General features: G+C 67.0%; 18 protein-coding genes. 14 read left to right on the forward strand and 4 right to left on the reverse strand.

What is annotated here, in order from left to right; genetic code table 11:
- Window positions 1–45 precede the first annotated feature (45 nt).
- The 4 genes from ASC89_RS09970 (at window position 46) to ASC89_RS09985 (ending at window position 4,062) form a co-directional block, all read left to right on the forward strand.
- Window positions 46–705 carry a response regulator transcription factor gene (locus ASC89_RS09970; protein WP_055885382.1) on the forward strand — a complete coding sequence of 220 codons (660 nt, stop codon included), beginning with the start codon at window positions 46–48 and terminating at the stop codon, window positions 703–705.
- Window positions 706–800: 95 nt separating this feature from the next.
- Window positions 801–2,219 carry a sensor histidine kinase gene (locus tag ASC89_RS09975; RefSeq protein WP_055997245.1) on the forward strand — a complete coding sequence of 473 codons (1,419 nt, stop codon included), beginning with the start codon at window positions 801–803 and terminating at the stop codon, window positions 2,217–2,219.
- A gap of 27 nt (window positions 2,220–2,246) precedes the next feature.
- The gene (locus tag ASC89_RS09980) at window positions 2,247–2,735 is read left to right on the forward strand and encodes a hypothetical protein (RefSeq protein WP_055885390.1); all 489 of its coding nucleotides are present in this window, start codon (window positions 2,247–2,249) and stop codon (window positions 2,733–2,735) included.
- A 190-nt stretch (window positions 2,736–2,925) separates the two neighbouring features.
- Complete coding sequence (locus tag ASC89_RS09985; protein WP_055997248.1) at window positions 2,926–4,062, forward strand: hypothetical protein; 1,137 nt, start codon at window positions 2,926–2,928, stop codon at window positions 4,060–4,062.
- 154 nt (window positions 4,063–4,216) lie between these two features.
- Here the strand turns inward: ASC89_RS09985 and ASC89_RS09990 are convergent, their stop codons facing one another.
- Window positions 4,217–6,226: an FAD-dependent oxidoreductase gene (locus ASC89_RS09990; protein ID WP_055997251.1), complete on the reverse strand. Its 2,010-nt coding sequence runs from the start codon at window positions 6,224–6,226 to the stop codon at window positions 4,217–4,219.
- Complete coding sequence (locus ASC89_RS09995; protein WP_055879751.1) at window positions 6,223–7,302, reverse strand: hypothetical protein; 1,080 nt, start codon at window positions 7,300–7,302, stop codon at window positions 6,223–6,225. Before ASC89_RS09995 ends, ASC89_RS09990 begins: the two co-directional genes overlap by 4 nt.
- Before the next feature lie 134 nt (window positions 7,303–7,436).
- Here ASC89_RS09995 and ccmI point away from each other — a divergent pair, with 134 nt between their 5' ends.
- The 4 genes from ccmI (at window position 7,437) to ASC89_RS10015 (ending at window position 11,533) form a co-directional block, all read left to right on the forward strand.
- Window positions 7,437–8,504, forward strand: coding sequence for a c-type cytochrome biogenesis protein CcmI (gene ccmI, locus ASC89_RS10000; protein WP_082528131.1), 1,068 nt, complete (start codon window positions 7,437–7,439; stop codon window positions 8,502–8,504).
- Entirely contained in the window at window positions 8,501–8,944 is a 444-nt protein-coding gene (gene ccmE / locus ASC89_RS10005) for a cytochrome c maturation protein CcmE (protein WP_055879745.1), read from the forward strand. The genes ccmI and ccmE overlap by 4 nt, the downstream gene beginning before the upstream one ends.
- A 178-nt stretch (window positions 8,945–9,122) precedes the next feature.
- Window positions 9,123–11,090, forward strand: a complete 1,968-nt coding sequence (locus ASC89_RS10010) for a heme lyase CcmF/NrfE family subunit (RefSeq protein WP_055997254.1) — start codon at window positions 9,123–9,125, stop codon at window positions 11,088–11,090.
- Window positions 11,087–11,533 (forward strand): cytochrome c-type biogenesis protein, encoded by a 447-nt coding sequence (locus ASC89_RS10015; protein ID WP_055879741.1) that lies wholly within the window; start codon window positions 11,087–11,089, stop codon window positions 11,531–11,533. The genes ASC89_RS10010 and ASC89_RS10015 overlap by 4 nt, the downstream gene beginning before the upstream one ends.
- A 3-nt stretch (window positions 11,534–11,536) precedes the next feature.
- Here the strand turns inward: ASC89_RS10015 and ASC89_RS10020 are convergent, their stop codons facing one another.
- Entirely contained in the window at window positions 11,537–12,142 is a 606-nt protein-coding gene (locus ASC89_RS10020) for a LysE family translocator (RefSeq protein ID WP_055997257.1), read from the reverse strand.
- 74 nt (window positions 12,143–12,216) lie between these two features.
- On the opposite strand from ASC89_RS10020, the gene ASC89_RS10025 reads away from it, so the two are divergent.
- The 6 genes from ASC89_RS10025 to ASC89_RS10050 all read left to right on the forward strand — a co-directional run bounded on the left by ASC89_RS10025 (window position 12,217) and on the right by ASC89_RS10050 (window position 17,872).
- On the forward strand, window positions 12,217–12,669 hold the full coding sequence (locus tag ASC89_RS10025) for an Lrp/AsnC family transcriptional regulator (RefSeq protein WP_055879736.1): 453 nt from the start codon (window positions 12,217–12,219) through the stop codon (window positions 12,667–12,669).
- A 244-nt stretch (window positions 12,670–12,913) separates the two neighbouring features.
- On the forward strand, window positions 12,914–13,711 hold the full coding sequence (locus ASC89_RS10030) for a sulfite exporter TauE/SafE family protein (protein ID WP_055997260.1): 798 nt from the start codon (window positions 12,914–12,916) through the stop codon (window positions 13,709–13,711).
- Between the two features lie 103 nt (window positions 13,712–13,814).
- Window positions 13,815–15,377 carry a Do family serine endopeptidase gene (locus tag ASC89_RS10035; RefSeq protein ID WP_055879732.1) on the forward strand — a complete coding sequence of 521 codons (1,563 nt, stop codon included), beginning with the start codon at window positions 13,815–13,817 and terminating at the stop codon, window positions 15,375–15,377.
- Window positions 15,378–15,502: 125 nt separating this feature from the next.
- Window positions 15,503–16,174, forward strand: a complete 672-nt coding sequence (locus ASC89_RS10040) for a response regulator transcription factor (RefSeq protein ID WP_055997263.1) — start codon at window positions 15,503–15,505, stop codon at window positions 16,172–16,174.
- A gap of 2 nt (window positions 16,175–16,176) precedes the next feature.
- Window positions 16,177–17,589: a HAMP domain-containing sensor histidine kinase gene (locus tag ASC89_RS10045; protein ID WP_055879728.1), complete on the forward strand. Its 1,413-nt coding sequence runs from the start codon at window positions 16,177–16,179 to the stop codon at window positions 17,587–17,589.
- 73 nt (window positions 17,590–17,662) lie between these two features.
- On the forward strand, window positions 17,663–17,872 hold the full coding sequence (locus ASC89_RS10050) for a hypothetical protein (protein ID WP_055879725.1): 210 nt from the start codon (window positions 17,663–17,665) through the stop codon (window positions 17,870–17,872).
- A 77-nt stretch (window positions 17,873–17,949) separates the two neighbouring features.
- On the opposite strand, the gene ASC89_RS10055 is transcribed toward ASC89_RS10050, so the two are convergent.
- Window positions 17,950–18,570 carry a hypothetical protein gene (locus ASC89_RS10055; protein ID WP_055997265.1) on the reverse strand — a complete coding sequence of 207 codons (621 nt, stop codon included), beginning with the start codon at window positions 18,568–18,570 and terminating at the stop codon, window positions 17,950–17,952.
- Window positions 18,571–18,691: the final 121 nt, after the last annotated feature.

Here is an 18,691-nt window from a genome sequence, read left to right on the forward strand (position 1 = left end):
TTGCCGGGCGCGGGAGTTGTCGTGGCGGCAATAGGGGACTTTTCGATGCGCATTCTCGTCGTGGAAGACGACACTAATCTCAACCGGCAGCTGAAGGATGCGCTGACGGAAGGCGGCTACGTTGTCGACGTGGCGTTCGACGGCGAGGAAGGCCATTTCCTCGGCGACACCGAACCCTACGACGCCGTAGTGCTCGATATCGGCCTGCCGCAGATGGATGGCCTTTCGGTGCTCGAGGAATGGCGCCGTGCCGGCAAGAAGATGCCGGTGCTGCTGCTGACCGCGCGTGACCGCTGGAGCGACAAGGTGCAGGGCATCGACGCCGGCGCCGACGATTACGTCGCCAAGCCCTTCCACATGGAAGAAGTGCTGGCCCGCGTTCGCGCGCTGGTGCGCCGGGCCGCCGGGCAGGCCTCCAACGAGATCAGCGCCGGCTCGGTGCGGCTCGACGTCAAGGCCGGCAAGGTGACGGTGGACGGGCACTCGGTGAAGCTGACCAGCCACGAGTTGCGGCTCCTCAGTTACCTGATGCACCACAAGGGCAAGGTGATCTCGCGCACTGAGCTGACCGAGCACCTCTATGACCAGGATTTCGATCGCGATTCCAACACCATCGAGGTGTTCGTCGGGCGGCTGCGCAAGAAATTGCCGGACGATTGCATCCAGACGGTGCGCGGGCTGGGCTACCAGATCGCCGAGGACTGACACCATTCGTAGCGGGAGAGCACCGGCGGACTATCGGCCCGAGTGCCTTCTCCCGTTGTGGAAGAAGGCGCGACTGAAAGCTCGGGGGCAGGGTGGTGACTGACGCGCCGGGGCAGCCCGTATCGCAGCGCAAGGGGTCGATTGCCGCCTCGCTGTTCCTGTTGTCGGCCGGCTGGCTGATCGTAGCCTTGGTGGCGACGGCGTTCCTGCTCACCGAGCTCTATTCGCGGGCGCTCGACAACAGCCTGGTCGAGACGCTGGAGTTCCACGTCGAGACGCTGACCGACCTCAGCCTCCTCTCCGACACGCCGAAATCGGACCAGATCAAGGTCGCCGATCCGCGCTTCGACCGCACCGGCTCCGGCTGGTACTGGGCGATCCGCGACGAGACGGGCGAACTGCTCAACTTCTCCAACTCCTATGTCGGCATGGTGCTGGGGCCGCTGCCGGGGCCGTTCGACGCGACCAACTCGAAGTCGGCGGTGCTGACCGACCCGTTCAACATCAAGATCCGGGTGATCGAGCGGGCCGTGACGGTGAACGGCATGCCGCTCCACATCATGGTCACCGGCTCGCTCGACGAAATCCTGTCGCTGGTCGACGAATTCCGCGGCCAGACGCTGATCGTGCTCGGCGCGGTGGCGATCATGCTGGCGGTGATGTCGACCATCGTGGCGCGGCTGGCGCTGCGGCCGATCGGGCGACTGCGGCGCGAGGTGGAGCAGGTGCGCGAGGGCGATGCGGCCTCGCTCACCGGCGCCTACCCGGCCGAACTGGCGCCGCTCTCCGAAGAAATCAACGAACTGCTGCGCTCCAACGCGCAGATCGTCGAGCGGGCCCGCAACCAGGTGGGCAACCTGGCGCATGGGCTGAAGACGCCGATCGCCGTGCTGCGCAACGAGGCCAACGCCGACAAGAAGAACGGCCTCGCCAAGGTGGTGGCTACCGAAACCGAGAAAATGAGCCAGTTGGTCAGCACGTATCTCGATCGGGCCCGGCTGGCGGCGCGCTCGACCGTGGTGGGGAAGAAAGCCGACGCAACGCATGTCATGCTGCGGCTGACCCGGGTGATGCAGAAACTCAACCCGCAGGTGACCATCGCCATGGTGCGCCCCGACGCCTCGCTGCCCTGGTTCCGCGGCGACGAGGGCGATCTCGAGGAGATGGCCGGCAACCTGCTCGACAATGCCTGCAAATGGGCAAAGTCCTCGATCGGCGTCACCGTGGTGGCCGAGCGCAGCGGCGGCGCTGCGAACCTCCTGATCAAGATCGACGACGACGGACCGGGGCTGACCGAGGAGGAAGCGACCAAAGTGTTGCGCCGCGGTGTCAGGCTGGACGAGAAGACCCCCGGCTCGGGGCTGGGCTTGGATATCGTCAAGGAACTGGTTGACGTCTACGGCGGCTCCCTGCAATTGAAGCGCTCAGTGCTGGGGGGCCTCCTGGCAGAATTGCGGCTTCCGGCCGCAAAGGTTGCGGGTTTCCGCACTTTTGCCTCAATACGTAAGGAATAAGGGCCCCGGCCACCCCTCGAGACCGACATGCAGCAGATCGTCCGCGCCGTTCCCCTCTTCGCCATGCTCCTGCTTGCCGGTTGCAGCATGGGCCCCTCGACGTCCGACGTCGCCCTGGGGCCGACGCTGCCGCAGCCGAACTCGACGCTGGGGACGCAGCCAACGATTACGCCGGCTTCGCTGCCGGCGCCGGGCGCGATTCAGTCTGCCAACACCACGATGAACGACGTGAGCGCTTTCCTCGACCCCTCGGTGCTTGGCCAGCTCTCGGCCAAGGACAAGTCGGAAGCCGCGAGCGCCCAGTTCAACGCCCTGACCTTTGGTCGCCCCGGCGCGCCGCGCGCCTGGACCGGCGACAAGGGCACATCCGGTAACGTGACCGTCGGGCCCTATGTCCGTGTCAACAACATCGACTGCCGCGATTTCACCCACACCGTGACCATCGGTGGCGCGCCGCACGCTCGCAAGGGCACGGCCTGCCGCGAGGTCGACGGCACCTGGAGCGTCGCCGGCTGAGGTCGGCGCGGTCGCTGCATGCATCGTCGCCTGACAGCGATGTGATCGGCAGCGGGCTTTCGGATAGTCTTTTGTTTACCGTCGCGCGCTAGGTTCGAGGACTATCCTCGGACCCTGATGCCCGCCGGTTTTCATGCCCAATACTGCCACTCGTCTTTCATCGTCTGAGACTGCTCGGTCGCAGCGGGCCGTGCGGCCGTTCTTCGGGCTGATCGATGCGGTGATCGTTCCCGGTACGGCCGGTTTCGATTTCGACGGCGGCATCGCCGAAGCGCATGCGCAGGGCATCTGGACCTGGATGGTGCGCGATGTGGCGCCCGACCTGATCGACCCCAATGCGGCCGATGATGACCAGGCGGCGCGCCAGGCGCTCGATCTCCTCGTGCCCGAACTGCTACAACGCGCCCGCGCCGCCATCTCGGCGGTCGGCACCCCTGACGCGGAGCGCCGGATCCAGCTGCAGATGGGCGGCGATGACGCCTTTCGCCGCGTCGGCGTGGTGCTCAATGCGCTGAAATGCCGAAGCCTGCTCGACAAGGCCCAGGCCTTCGGCCGGGCCGCCAACGGCATGACCGACGAGACGGCGCTGGGCGTGGCGCTGCAGTCGATGCCGCTCAACGATCATGCCGTCTCGGCGCTGCTGTTCCAGGCGGCAATGGGGCAGGTGAGCCACCCCGGCCGGATGATGGCGGCGGCGATTCGGCTGGCCGGCTCCGCCACCGAGGCATCGATGCAGCGCGCCGGCTTCGCGCCGCTGATCGAGGCGATGCTGTCGCATGCGCAGGCCCAGATCCCGGCGCTCTACCAGCACGGCGCCTTTGCCGATATCGATCTGACCTGCCGCGCCATCGACCGGTTCCATCGCTTGATGCGGGCTGTGACCGGCTATGTCGAACTCGGTCGGCTGACCCGCTGGTCGACGGCGGTCGCCGCATTGACCAAAACCGTGTCGGAGCTGGTCGAACCAAAGCTGCGCGACGTATCGCCGAACGTAAACCTGGCGCTGCGCCGCCATTCCGGCCAGGACCGGCTCGATGGCGACCAGGTGCTGGCGGCGCTCAATGGCTGCTACGTGCTGGCGACGATCCGCGATTGCCGCGACTCGCTGGCACTCAACGCCATGTTCGACCAGACCTGGACCCAGGTGGGTCAGGCGCTGGAAATGCACGTGCAGCGCAACCTCGAGCTGTTTCGGCAGAACCCGGGCGACCGGGTGATCGGCGCCCGGCTCGATGCAGCCATCAAGATGGCCGAACTGCGCTTCAACCCCGATTATGCCGACGTACTGCGCCGGGCGCGGGAAACGGCTGAGAAGCGGGCGAGCTAGCAACCTCGCCACAAACGGCCATCCTGCGGACTCTCAACACCCTCGATGTCATCCCAGCGAAAGCTGGGACCCATTTCACAGCCCGCGCCGGGGGAGAGTTGGGTCCCAGCTTTCGCTGGGATGACACCGGTGGTGTGGAGGGCTTAGTGGCCTCTTATCCTGCCTTCGCCTTCAGCCTCTCGGTGAGCCTTGCCGCCACCGCCGTCCCCGCATCCCGCACATAGAGTTCCGCACCCACCGCCTCCGGGACCTTGCCCATCAGCACGATCCCGCCATTGGCGCCCGGGCGGTGCGGGGCGTAGGTGACGCCGATGGCTTTGAGCGGGTCGCGTTGCTCGGAATTCTCGAAGACGAGGCACCCGGGCTCGAACGAGCGGGCGTCGGCGGCGGTCAGCGTCCAGATCTGTGGCTTGTCGCCGAACCGCCCGGCGAGATAGGCGGGTGGCGTCGGCACCTCATCCTCCGGCACGGGCCGAGCCGGGACGCGCCAGCCGGTGTCGCTGATTTCGCCCGACAGCGCGCAGCGTTCGGCGGCGACCGAGCCGGCATCGCGCGCCGCCATGGCGCCGATATCGACTGCGGCGGCGATATCGCCCAGTCCGAGTTGCACTGCGCGGGTGGCGAGGCCGGAAACGCCATGCTTGCTGGCCGCTGCGGCGCGGCGAGTGATCAGCGATTGGCCACGATCGAGATAGGTGGCGCCGCGGGCGGAGGGGCGGAACGGCGCCACCGGATTGCGGGCGTCCGGGGTTTCAAAGGCTTCCTCGATGACATCGTCGACCACCGGCGGTGCGGCTTTGCCGAGAAAGCCGAGGACGGCCGCCTTGCCGCTGCTGAGCGCCGCCGCGGTAGTATGAAGGCCTGCCGCCGAGCCGGCCAGCGCCACGGCGGGCAGGGCGCCGCGCGGGCCAAGCCAGCCATTTGCCGCATCCCAGGCGGCAGCCCCACCGGCACGAAGCCACAGCAGGATTTCGGGCTGCCAGGCGCCGGCGGCCACCAGTTGGTCGGTTTCGATGGCGCTCGAATCCTGGGCGATCTCGTCGATGGCGACGGCGAACCCGACCTTGAGGCCCGGCTTGTTGCGTTCCAGTGGTTCGGCATGGCTGGGGGCGAGCGCCGAGGCGAGCGTGATGCCGGTCGCCTTGGCGAAATCGACGAAGCGCGAGGTGGTGCTGAGCCGGCTGTCGACGATGCGCTGGACTTCGACGCCGGCATCGGCTGCGTGCAGCGCCAGCCGATAAGCGAAGCTGTTGGGGGTGGTGAACAGCGCGCGGCGGCCGGGCCAGACCCCGAACCGTTCGGCGCGCTGGAACGCGGTCAGCGCCCCGACGATGCCGGGCGTGCGGTTGCCCGGAAACAGCGGCAGCCGCTCGAGCGCGCCGGTGGCGAGGATGACGTACTTGGCAGCAACGACCACAATGCGGGACACCGGGCGGCCCGCCTCGACCACCACGTGGTGCACTTTCAACTGCGTGCCGGTGATGGCGAAGGCTTCGGCACGGAGCAGCGGCGTGACCTGGCCCTTGCCATCGAGGCTGGCAACCAGCCGTTCGATCGTGGTGTCGGGCGAGGCCTCGGCATCGACGGCGCCGAAATAGCGGATGGTGCCGCCGAGACTTTGGGTGCGCTCGATCAGCACGGCGCGCTTGCCGGCAGCCGTAGCGGCGGCCGCAGCGCTGAGACCCGCGACGCCGCCACCGACGATGGCAAAATCGGTCTCGATGGTTTCGTCGACCGCGCCATTGTGCCAAGGCTGACTGGCCAGCGGCGTGTCGCCGAAGCGGTGGTTCAGGGTGCGCGCCGGGCCGAGCAGTTTGTGGCGCAGCGCTCCGAGCAGGCCGCCCGAGGCAATCGGATCGCGGCGCGTGCCGATGGTGACGAGGTTGAGCCCGTTCAGCGCCGGGGTGCGCTCCATCGGCAGCGCGCCGCCCTTGCCGGAGCTGACCAGCGGCGCAAAGCTTTCGTCGAGCGCCAGCGCTTCGTCGCCATGGCGACCGGCAATCTGGATGCCGTTGGCCAGTGCGGCAGAGAGCACGGTGTCGCCGGCAAAGCCGTGGATCGTCCGGCCATTGAGGCGAAACTGCAGCGGTGCCTTGCGATCGAGCTCGGCGCCGCCCAGGCCGTGCGGCGCATCGCCGGGGAGACGGTTGCCATGCTCGCTCACGCCGGCACCGCCAGATCGTCAGCGGGCAGGTAATCAGCGGCAAGCAGGCGCTGGTTGCCACGGGCGGGGCCACGCGCCGCGAACCACTCGGCTTCATCCGCTGGAGCGGTTCCGGCAATGTAGCGCGCCAGCGCCGGTGCAAAAAACGCGGCAGCGGGGCCGAGGGCGGCGATGACCATCGCCTTATGGCCACGCGCCGGACCGACCAAGGGCGCGCCATCACTGGTGCGGAGATTATTGACCACGGTTTCTCCGGCGAGACGCAGCGCATCGCCGCGGGAGGCGGCGCTGCCGAGCCGGGCCCGGGCAGTGGCGGGGTCGCCAGTGAGCAGCGCTGACACGCTGACTTTGCCATCCTGCACCAGCACCACGCCCCGATCGAGGAACGACACATAGGGGGCGGGCAGGGGCTTGGCCGCATCGAGCAGCATGGCGGCGCCGGGCACGGCCTCGAGGCTGCGGTCGCGCGCCTCCTCGGGCAGGTGCTCGAGCACGGCATCGTCGCCGGCAAGGATCACCTGAGCCGCCTCGACGCTGCGGCCACTATGGACGATGCGCGCGGTGCCGTCCTTGCGCAGCGTCAGCTCGGTATCGGCGCGATCGAGGTGGCGCACCTCGTGCTTCGACAGCCAGCCTTCGAGCGCTGGCTCGAGCCGGCCGTGGCCGAACAACTGCACATCGCGCACCCTGAGCAGCAAGCCTTCGGCAACGGCCCGATCGGCAACCGGCTCGACCGCATAGCCGAGCCCGATGGCGAGGTGGCGGAAATGACCGAGGGCCGCGATGCTCTCGGGCGTTTCGGCAACCAGCAGCGGATCGACGCGGCTGATGAGGCCCTTGCCCCAGCTGGCGACCAGCTTGCTGGTCTCAGCGGCGGCGCGCTTCAGCAGCAGCAGCGTTTCCGGACGGGTGACCGGCGCGATCGAGACATCGATACTGCGCTGCAGCCGGAACGGCGAGAACGGCTCGCCGACGAGGCAGACGCGTCGCTTGTGCTCGACGGCAAGCAGGCCCGCCAGCAGCCCGGCAAGCGGGGTGGAGCCTAGCACCAGATAGTCGTAACTGTCATCGGCCATGGGATCAGCGAACCATCGTGCGGGCTGCGGCAATGCGCCTCCCACACATCGATGTGTGCGGGTGCATAAATTGCCCGAATGCCTTTATAGATCGGGCGCGTTTCCGCACCTTCGCATGAGGCAGAGCCCTGCACATGATATTTTGGTCGCTCGCTTTTGTGGTCACTGCCGTCGCCTGCGCCGCGCTCTATTATGCGGGGGCCGGGCGAAGGGTCAACGCGACTGCCACTGTTGTAGACAGCCCTGAGATGGCGCACCTGAAGCTGCAGCTGAAAGAGATCGAGTCGGATCTCGCCTTGGGCCGCCTCGGCGCAGCCGAAGCGACAGCGGCGAAGGGCGAACTGGCGCGGGAGCTGCTGCGGCTGAAAGCGACGACGAAGACGGCGACGGAACCGGGCGCGCGCCGCGGCATCGTCGCGGCTGCAGCCGTCGTGACGGCCGTGCTGGCGTTCGGCGTCTATGGCGCAGTGGGTCGCCCTGACCTGCCGGCGCAGCCGCTGGCCGAACGGCAGGACGTGCCGCCGCCGGAAATGACCCTCGACGATGCGATCGCCCGGATCGAGGCACAGCTCAAGGCCAAGCCCGAGGACCTGCGCGGCTGGACGGTGATCGCCCCGGCCTACATGCAGATGGGCCGCTTTGCCGACGCGGCGAACGCGCTGCGCAAGGCGATCGAGCTCGACGGCCCGACCGCCGACCGCGAGACCGATCTCGGTGAAGCGCTTATGATGGCCAATAGCGGCAACGCCGCCGGCGAACCGCTGGCGCTGTTCCGCAGCGCCTCGAACCGCGACGTCACCCATGTGCGTTCGCGCTACTATCTTGCCAGTGAAGCGATGCGCGAGGGCGATTTCGCCACCGCCAAGGCCGAATGGCAGGGCCTGCTGAAGCTCAGCAAGGGTGGCGAGACCTGGCTCGCCAATGCCGAGGCCGGGCTGGCCGCGGCGGAAGCCGGCCTCGGCGGCGACATGCCGGCCAATGCCGACATTGCCGCCATGGTCGAAGGGCTGTCGAGCCGGCTCAACCAGAGCGGCGGCACGATCGAGGAATGGACCCGGCTGGTGCGCTCGCGGCTGGTGCTCGGGCAGACGGAGCTGGCGCAGACGGCCTATGATGCGGCCCGCAAGGCCTACCCGGCGGCGGGCGATCGCGCAGAACTCGATGTTCTCGCAGCGGATAATGGATTGGTAGCAAGTAATTGACTCGTAAGCAGAAACGCCTGGCTATCATTGCCGGTCTGGGCGCCGTCCTCGCCCTCGCCGCGACGTTGATCTTCGTCGCCATGCGCGACCAGATCGTGTTCTTCTATTCGCCCAGCGAGATCCACGAGAAGGCCATCGCCGCAGGCACCTCAATTCGCCTGGGCGGGCTGGTGAAGGAGGGGTCCTGGAAGCGTGTGGGCGAGACCTCCGATTTCGTGGTGACCGATGGCCAGACCGAGATGGCGACGCATTATGTCGGGCTGCTGCCCGATTTGTTCCGCGAGGGACAAGGTGTAGTGATCGAGGGCAGCGTCACGCCGAACGGCACCTTCGCCGCCACCAACGTGCTGGCCAAGCACGACGAGAACTACATGCCCAAGGAACTAGTCGACGAGCTGAAGAAGCGCGGCGAATGGCAGCGCGAGGGGGCGGGAAGTTGATTGGCGTAATTCCAGAAGGCCCCCTCACCCGGATCGCTTTGCGATCCGACCTCTCCCCCCAGGGAGAGGTGGCGAGGGGCACCATCTCGCCACAGCACACCTCTCCCTTTGGGGGAGAGGTCGACGCGTCAGCGTCGGGTGAGGGGGCCTTTGGGTTCCGCCTCGAAGGAGCCCGTGCATGAGCATCGAACTCGGCCATTTCGCCCTTGTCCTGGCTTTTGCCATTTCCACCATCTCGGCGATCGTCGGGCTGATGTTCTGGAAGCGCGAGACGCTGGCGGGCTATCTGCAGCAGGGGGCGGTGCTGCAGTTCGTGCTGGTGGCGGCGGCCTTCGCGGCGCTGATCCAGGCCTTTGTCGTTTCCGATTTTTCGCTGAAGCTCGCCTATGAGCATGCCAATTCGGCGCAGCCGCTGATCTTCAAGATCACGGCGGTGTGGGGCAACCACGAAGGCTCGATGCTGCTCTGGGTGCTGATCCTGGTGATCATGGGCGCCGCCGTCGCCGCCTTCGGACGCAGCCTGCCCAAGGACCTCCTGACCCTGGTGCTGGCGGTGCAGAGCCTGATCGCCGCGGCGTTCACCGGTTTCACGCTCTTCACCTCGAACCCGTTCCTCCGCCTGTCGCCGGCGCCGTTCGAAGGGCAGGACCTCAACCCGATCCTCCAGGATATCGGCCTCGCCATCCATCCGCCGCTGCTCTATCTCGGCTATGTCGGCTTCTCGGTCTGCTTCAGCTTCGCCATGGCGGCGCTGATCTCGGGCCGCATCGACGCCGCCTGGGCCCGCTGGGTGCGGCCGTGGACGCTGCTCAGCTGGTGCTTCCTGACGCTCGGCATCGCCATGGGCTCCTACTGGGCCTATTACGAACTCGGCTGGGGCGGCTGGTGGTTCTGGGATCCGGTGGAGAATGCCAGCTTCATGCCCTGGCTCGCCGGCACGGCGCTGCTCCATTCGGCGCTGGTGATGGAAAAGCGCAACGCGCTGAAGATCTGGACGATCTTTCTCGCCATCATCACCTTCTCGCTGAGCCTGCTCGGTACCTTCATGGTGCGCTCGGGCATCCTCACCTCGGTGCACACCTTCGCCTCGGACCCGACCCGCGGCATGGTGATCCTGGCGCTGCTCGCTGCCTTCATCGGCGGCGCCTTCGCGCTCTTTGCCTTCCGCGCCTCGACGCTGCGGGTGGGCGGGCTGTTCGCGCCGATCAGCCGCGAGGGTGCGCTGATCCTCAACAACCTGTTCCTCGCCACCGCCACCGTGGCGGTGCTGGTGGGAACACTCTACCCGCTGCTGCTCGATGCGCTGGTCGGCGAGACCATTTCGGTGGGCGAGCCGTTCTTCAACCTGACCTTCGGGGTGATCATGGCGCCGCTGCTGATCATCCTGCCGTTCGGGCCGTTCCTCGCCTGGAAGCGCGGCGACGTGATCGCCGTGACGCAGCGGCTGGCCGGCGCAGCGGGGCTTGCTCTGTTCGCCGCGGTGCTATGCTTTGCGCTCACCGGCGGCGAGGTGTCGCTGGCCCCGCTCGGGCTGCTGCTCGGCTTCTGGGTGGCGTTCGGCGCGCTGGCCGAACTGGTCGATCGGGCAAAGTTCTTCCGCACCGATGTCGTCACCTCGTTCAAGCGGCTGTTCGGCCTGCCGCGCACCGCGTGGTCGACGGCGATCGCCCATTTCGGCATCGGCGTCACCGTGATCGGCATCGTCGCCGCCAGCGCCTGGCAGCAGGAGCTGGTCACCACCATGGTGCCGGGTGAGGGCGTGGTGATCGCCGAACACCAGGTGACGTTCGAGGGCATGGAGCATGTCGAGGGACCGAACTTCGTCTCCGACACCGGCCGCTTCGCCATCCGGGCGCCGGGCGGTGGGGTGCGCACGGCGCTGGCCGAGCGGCGCGTCTACAATGCCAGCGGCCAGCCGACCACCGAGGCGGCAATCGAAACCTACGGCTTCAGCCAACTCTACGTGCAGCTGGGCGAACCGCAGGCCGACGGCAAGTCCGTGGTGCGGCTCTGGTACAAGCCCTATGTCACGCTGATCTGGCTCGGTTGCCTGATGATGGCCGGCGCCGGCTTCCTGTCGCTGAGTTATCGCCGGCTGCGCGTCGGCGCGCCGCGCCCGGCCTCCGCCCGGGCGGCAGCCGAATGAGGGCGCTGCTTGCCCTGATGCTGCTGGTGCTGCTGAGCGCGCCCGCGCTGGCGGTGCGCCCCGACGAGGTGCTGGCCGATCCGGTGCTCGAGACCCGGGCCCGGGCGATCTCGGAAGGCTTGCGCTGCCTCGTCTGCCAGAACCAGTCGATCGATGATTCCGACGCCGACCTGGCGCACGACCTGCGCGTCCTGGTGCGCGAGCGCCTGACCGCCGGGGACAGCGACCAGCAGGTGCGCGATTACCTCGTCGCCCGCTACGGCGAATACGTGCTGCTGAACCCGGTGATGGCGCCACACACGGTGCTGCTGTGGATCGCCGCGCCGGCGGTGCTGGTGATCGGCGGCATCGTGGTGTTCATCGGCGCACGGCGCAAACGCGCCGCAGGCCAGACCACCCTGACCGAGGATGAAGCCAAGGCGCTCGAGGAACTGGAGCGCTGAGCGCTAGTGCGCGCCAAACAGGATCGGCACGGTCGCTGCAACCAGCAGCACCGCCGCGCCGATGTTGAAGGCTGTGGCATAGGCCGGCTGGACGAGGAAGCGGCGCAGTACGGCGCCGCCGGCTGACCACACCGAAACACAGGGGATCGAGATCAGCGCCATCGCCGCCGCCGCGAGGGCGAGGTTCAGCGCATAGCCGTCGGCCGGCAGATACGTGGCGGCAGCCCCCGTGGTGATGGCCCAGGCCTTGGGGTTGATCCACTGGAAGGCGACTGCTCCGGCAAAACCGAGCGGCGGACGCTCGTCGGCCTCGACATCGATCGGCCCGCTGCGCGCGATCTTGATCGCCAGCCAGACCAGATAGGCAGCGCCGGCCCAACGCATCGCATCGTGCAGCGCCGGAAACGACTGCAGCAGCGCGCCAATGCCGAGCCCGACGGCCACCAGCTGCAGCGCGACGCCCACCGCGATGCCGGCGACCAGCGGCATCGAACGGCGCACGCCGACCCGCACGCCTGAAGCGAGCGCCATCATGTTGTTGGGGCCGGGCGTGCCGGTGAGCACGACGCAGAAGATGAGGAACGGGATGAGGACGGCTGGATCGGTCATGGCCCGGACAGTACAGCGGTCGACAGGGCGTTGTGTTGCAATCTGCAGCGCTGACTGGCAGTCTTGTGCAACAAATGACCGACCTTGATCGCATCGACCAGCAGATATTGCGCGAGCTGCAGCGCGACGCGCGCATTCCGAACCTGCGCCTGGCCGAACGGGTCGGCTTGTCGCCTTCGGCCTGCCTCCGACGGGTGCAGGAACTGGAGCGGAGCGGCATTATCAAAGGCTACCGCGCCGTGATCGACCGCTCGCGGCTGGGCGCGGGGTTTCGCGCCTATGTGTCGGTGGGCCTCTCGAGCCACACCAAAGCCAGCCAGGAGGCGTTCGAGAAGGCCGTGGCGCTGTCGCCGGAAGTGGTCGAGTGCCACAACGTCACCGGTTCGATCGAATACCTGCTGCGCATCGAGGTGGCCGACATCGAAGCCTACAAGGCATTTCACACCGACGTGCTTGGCACCCTCCCGACCGTAAGCGCCATCACCACCTTCGTGGTGCTGGGCTCGCCTAAGGACGAGCGAGCTTAGGGGGACTTGGGCTCGATCTCTCCGACATCTCTCCCCTTGTGGGGGAGATGTTCTTGGGCTGGTGGGCACCATCTCTCCTCCTCACCGGTGTCATCCCAGCGAAAGCTGGGAGCCATCCATCCGCTGGCGCTGGCGGCGAGTTGGGTCCCAGCTTTCGCTGGGATGACACCTGAGGTGGGGCGCGCACCATGCCTCCAACATCCCTCATTCTCCCGTGCCGATCGTGAGATGAGACGCCCGCCGCTTGTCCCGACTCGGCGCGCGGCGCTACGCCTTCCCCGTGTCTCTCACCGATCTCCTCCCCGCCGATCTCGACCTGACCCTGGCGCTGGCGCTCATCGTCCTCAGCTTCGTCACCTCGCTGATCACTGCGACGTTCTCGCTGGGCGGCGGCACGCTGATGGTGGCGGTGCTGGCGCTGGTGTTCCCGCCGCTGGTCGTGGTGCCGCTGCACGGCGCCATCCAGCTCGGCTCGAACAGCGGGCGGGCGCTGGTGCAGCGCGCCCATATCCAGTGGCCGCTGGTGCTGTGGCTGTCGCTGGGCGGAGCGATCGGCACCGTTGTCGGCGGGCAGTTCGCCAGCCTCCTGCCGGCGACGGCGCTGCAGATCGCCATCGGCGCCTTCGTGCTGCTCACCACCTGGCTGCCGCAACCGAAGATCGTCGGGCACTCGCGACTGGCGCAGGTGCTTGGCGGCGGGGTGATTGCCGCGGTGTCGATGGTGGTCGGAGCCACCGGGCCGCTGGTCGCGGTGTTCATCAAGGGGCTGGCCGACCGGCGACAACTGGTTGCCACCCACGCCATGCTGATGACGCTGCAGAACAGCTTCAAGGTGGCGATGTTCGTTTGGCTCGGCTTTGCCTTCGCCGCCTACCTGCCGTTGATCGTCGTGATGATCGCTTCGGGTTTCGTCGGCACGGCAATCGGCAGCCGGCTGCTGGTGAAGGTGCCCGAGGCGGCGTTCCGCTGGGGCTTCAAAATCGTGCTGACGCTGGTGGCGCTCGACTTGCTGCGCACCGCCCTTTCTCAGGGGCTCCGATAACGTTCGGAACATTACCGATAATTAACGCCCGGGTCACCGTGCAGAAAGGCGATGGGCTCCATATCTCTCGGCCATCAAGAGTGCCTGACTGAAGGAGATCATCATGCCCTCGACTAAGTTCAACGCTCGCCGCTGGCTCGGGGCTTCGGCTCTGGCGATCCTCGCCGGCATCGGTGGTGGTACCGCCTTCGTTGCGGCAACCGCCCCCTCTACCGCACAGACTGCCACACTGGTCCCCGCCGCGCAGATCACCGCGCCGGCCGTGACCAACGCCCCGAACTTTGCCGACCTCGTCGAGGCGGTGAAGCCGGCGGTGGTCTCGATCATCGTCGAGGGCGGCGAGAAGGAAGATGCCCGCGACCTGCAGCGCGGCGGCCCGCAGTTCAAGTTCGATTTCCCGGATTTGCCGAACGACCATCCGTTCCGCGATTTCTTCGAGCAGTTTGGTGACCAGTTTGGCCAGGGCCGTGGCGGCCCGGGCGACAACCAGGCGCGTCCGCAGGCGCCGCGCAAGTTCATGGCGGCCGGTTCGGGCTTCGCCATTTCGGCTGACGGCTACATCGTCACCAACAACCACGTCGTCGACAACGCCGACAAGGTGACCGTGGTGTTCGACGACGGCAAGGAAATGACCGCCAAGGTGATCGGCACCGATGAGAAGACCGATCTCGCGGTGGTCAAGGTCGATGGCGTCACCGACCTGCCGTTCGTCAAGCTGGCCGATAACGAAGTGCGCGTCGGCGAGTGGGTGGTGGCCGTGGGCAACCCGTTCGGCCTTGGCGGCACCGTGACCGCCGGTATCGTCTCGGCCCGTGGCCGCGACATCGCCGGCTCGGCTTATGGTGATTTCCTGCAGATCGACGCGGCGGTGAACACCGGCAACTCCGGTGGTCCGGACTTCAACCTCCAGGGTGAAGTGGTCGGCGTGAACACCGCCATCTTCTCCCCCAACGGCGGTAATGTCGGCATCGCCTTTGCCATCCCGGCCAGCGTCGTCAAGCAGGTGACCGGCCAGCTGATCCAGAGCGGCACCGTGACCCGCGGCTTCCTCGGCGTCGGCATCCAGGACGTCAACCGCGACATCGCCGACAGCGTCGGTCTGAAGGATGCGGCTGGCGCACTGGTCACCGAACCCACCAAGGACAGCCCGGCCGACAAGGCCGGCGTCAAGTCCGGCGACGTGATCACCGCGGTGGATGGCCAGGCCGTCACCAACGCGCTCGACCTGAGCCGCACCATTGCCGGCAAGAACCCCGGCACCGCTGTGGAACTGTCGGTGTGGCGCGACGGCAAGGAGCAGAAGATCTCGGTGACCCTGGGCAAGCTCGAAGAGGCGGCCAAGCCGTCCGAAGAGCAGCAGCAGGCTCCTGCCGAGGAACCGGCCGCTCCGGCCCCGACCAGCGTCGGCCTGACCCTCGTGCCGAACTCGGGCGGTGAAGGCCTCTTGATCCAGGACGTCGATCCGAATTCGGCGGCTGCCGAGAAGGGCTTCGCCGTGGGCGACACCATTCTCGAGGTCAACAACCAGGCCGTGTCGTCGGTCGCCGACTTCGAGAAGGCCGTGCAGGGCGTCAAGGACGCCGGCCGCAGCACTGCCCTGGTCAAGGCGCAGCGCGACGGCAACACTCGCTTCATCGGCTTGCCGATCACCGAAGCCAAGTCTTAATCACTGCCGGGCTCCGGGGCATCTGCTCCGGAGCCCGTTTCCCTTACGTCGTCCTCGCCAAGACCGGGATCCGCAAGGGTTCCGGTCTTTGCCGGAATGACGCAGAATAGCGTGGGGCCTGTCACATGAAGATTCTGCTGATCGAAGACGACCGCGAGGCAGCGAGCTACCTGATCCAGGCGCTCGACGAAGCGGGTCACATCACCCACCACGCCAGCGACGGCGAGACCGGCTACGCCATGGCGTCGTCGATGGATTACGACGTGCTGGTGGTCGATCGCATGCTGCCGCGCCGTGATGGCCTCTCCATCATCGAGAGCCTGCGTGCCGAGGATGACAAGACCCCGGTGCTGATCCTCTCGGCGCTCGGCGAGGTCGACGACCGGGTGACCGGCCTCCGGGCCGGCGGCGACGACTACCTGGTCAAGCCCTATGCCTTCACCGAACTGCTCGCCCGCATCGAAGTGCTGGCCCGCCGCTCGTCGCCGGCCGAGGCCGCGACCAGTTTCGAGGTCGGTGGGCTGGCGCTCGATCGGCTCAGCCGCAAGGTGGAGCGCGACGGCGAGCAGATCCTGTTGCAGCCGCGTGAGTTCCGGCTGCTCGAATACCTAATGAAGAATGCCGGCAAGGTGGTGACCCGCACCATGCTGCTCGAGAACGTCTGGGACTATCACTTCGACCCCCAGACCAACGTCATCGACGTGCACATGTCGCGGCTTCGCGCCAAGATCGACAAGGGTCACGCCAACCCGCTGCTGCACACCATCCGCGGCGCGGGCTACATGATCCGCGACTGACGATGTTCAGGCTCGCCCAGCTCTGGCGCACCACCACCGTGCGCCTCACCGCGCTCTTCATCGCAATCTTCGTGATCTTCGCGGTGGTGCTGCTCGGGCTGATTACCTGGCAGACCTCGGTACAGTTGCAGCGGCAGCAGACCGATGCCATCGACCGCGAGGCGGTGCAGTTCAAGCGGCTCGACAGCGACGGCGGCTTCCGCGCCACTATCATTGCTGTGCAGCGTCTGGCGAGCCAGCCGGGGCCGGGCATCTACTACCTCGCCGATCCCGCTGGGCAACTGATCGTCGGCAACGTCACCGACCTGCCGCCTGAAGTGCTGGCCGAGCCCGGCACCTACAGTTTCAACTATTCCAAGCCCCGGCTGTTCGACGATCCGGACGGCGAAGCCGACGACCCGACGCCGCAGCGCCAGGGCTACGCCATGGTGCGCTCCGACAAGCTGCCGAGCGGGCTGATCCTCGTGGTCGGGCGCGACGTGGTCGAGCGGCGCGGCTTCACCGCCATCGTGCTGCAATGGTTTGCGGTCGGCGCCGGCGGCATCCTGCTGTTCTCGCTGGTGGCTGGTGTGCTGACTGCGGTGCGCGTGCTGCGCCGCATCGACACCATCTCGTCGACCTCCAACAAGATCATGTCAGGCAACCTCAGCGAGCGCGTGCCGGTCACTAGGCGCAACGACGAGTTCGACGCGCTCGCCACCAACCTCAACCTCATGCTCGACCGTATCGAAAAGCTGATGCAGGGGATGAAGGAGGTGACCGACAATGTCGCCCACGATCTCAAAACCCCGCTCACCCGGCTGCGCAACCAGGCAGAATCGGCGCTGCGCGATGGGCAGGGCGAAGAGACGCGCAAACAGGCGCTCGAGACGACGATCGAGGAGAGCGACAAGCTCATCAAGACCTTCAATGCGCTGCTGATGATCGCCCGCGCCGAGGCCGGTACGCCATCGGGCGCACTGAGCGAGATCGACCTGAGCGCGGTGGTGACCGACGTCGCCGAACTCTACGGCCCATTGGCCGAAGATGAAGGGCTGACCATCGAGACCGACATCGCCGAGGGCATCAGGATCAACGGCAACCGCGAACTGCTCGGGCAGGCGCTGGTGAACCTGATCGAGAACGCGCTGAAATACTATGAGCCAGAAGCGGGCAAGGCGGGCCGGATAGCGGTGAGCCTCAAGCGCGACGGCAGCAAAGTCCGCATCGAGGTGGCCGATAACGGCCCGGGCATTCCCGCCGAAGACCGCGGCCGCGTGGTCGAGCGCTTCGTCCGGCTGGAAAAAAGCCGCACGGAGCCCGGGTCGGGGTTGGGCCTGTCGCTGGTGGCGGCGGTGGCGCAGCTGCACAAGGGCGAGCTGCGGCTCGAGGACAATGCTCCGGGCGTACGGGCGGTGGTCGAGCTGCCGGGCTGAGCGCGCCAAACTCCATGCAATTTGCAATCGTCTTGTAAACCTGTGGAGATACAAGCCGTGGCATGAGGCAAGCATGACCACCTTCGTTGTCCACATACCGGCCGCGGAAGTCCACCGGTTCTACATGTTCGATCAGGGCGCCGTGCAAAGGGTGCCCGCACCTCACGTGGTGAGCCTCCGGCCGGACCGCTCGATCATGGTCGTGCGCACCACCTTCCGCACCGTCAGCAAGATGGCCAAGATGTTCCCCGACTGGCATTTTCAGGCACTGCTCGGGGCTTAGTGGGCCTGGCCCAAAGGTATCAGTCGGCGGCCCTCCCCCGTAAACGGGGGAGGATCACAGAAGACTGCACGTCCGGTCTAGTGCGCGGTCTGTACCGACGTCTCGCCGATACCGATGCCGGCGACTTTGCCGCCCTTGATCAGGTAGCCGATATACTGCGCGATGTCCGAATAGCCGCCCGGGCGGTCGGAGCGGTAGGCGATCTTGCTGCCCGAGGCGGCGCCGAAGGTGGCCTTGAGCTCGGCGGTGGAGGCGCCGAGGCCCGGGATGCCGAAGTTCGGCGCGGTGAGCCCGGCTGGCGCGGCGTCACAGCTCTTCGACGGCTTGCTGGCAGCTTCCGCGGCCACCATCATCACGAACTCGTATCCGCCCAGTGCGTTCGAGATGAACCACACATTGGCGCCCTCGGCGCCGTAGCACAGCCAGTCGGCGCGGCCGGTGCCGTCGCCCTCGCGCCGGATCGTGCCGCCAAAGGCCTTCTGCACGTCCTTGAGCTTGGTGCGCTGCAACTGCACGGTCAGCTTGCCGACGCCGATCGCCTTGACCGGCGCCTTCTCGATATTGGCTTTGCTGAAGTTGAAGCTGTTGCCGAAGATCGCCTCGCCCATGCCATCGAGACCGGCAGCGGAGGCAGGGATGGTCGTGAGGACGAGGGCGGCCAGAAGGGTGACAGTAAGGGCGGCAATACGGGTGCGCATGCGGGGCTCTTCGGATTTGGCTGGCGCGGGAACATAGCGGGACCGATGCCGAAATCCAGTGACTTTTAGGCTTAGCGCCTGCGCCGCAATGACATCCGGGGTGGGGCAGGGTATCGAGGGG

It is taken from the genome of Devosia sp. Root413D1 (assembly GCF_001425235.1).
Lineage (GTDB): Bacteria > Pseudomonadota > Alphaproteobacteria > Rhizobiales > Devosiaceae > Devosia_A.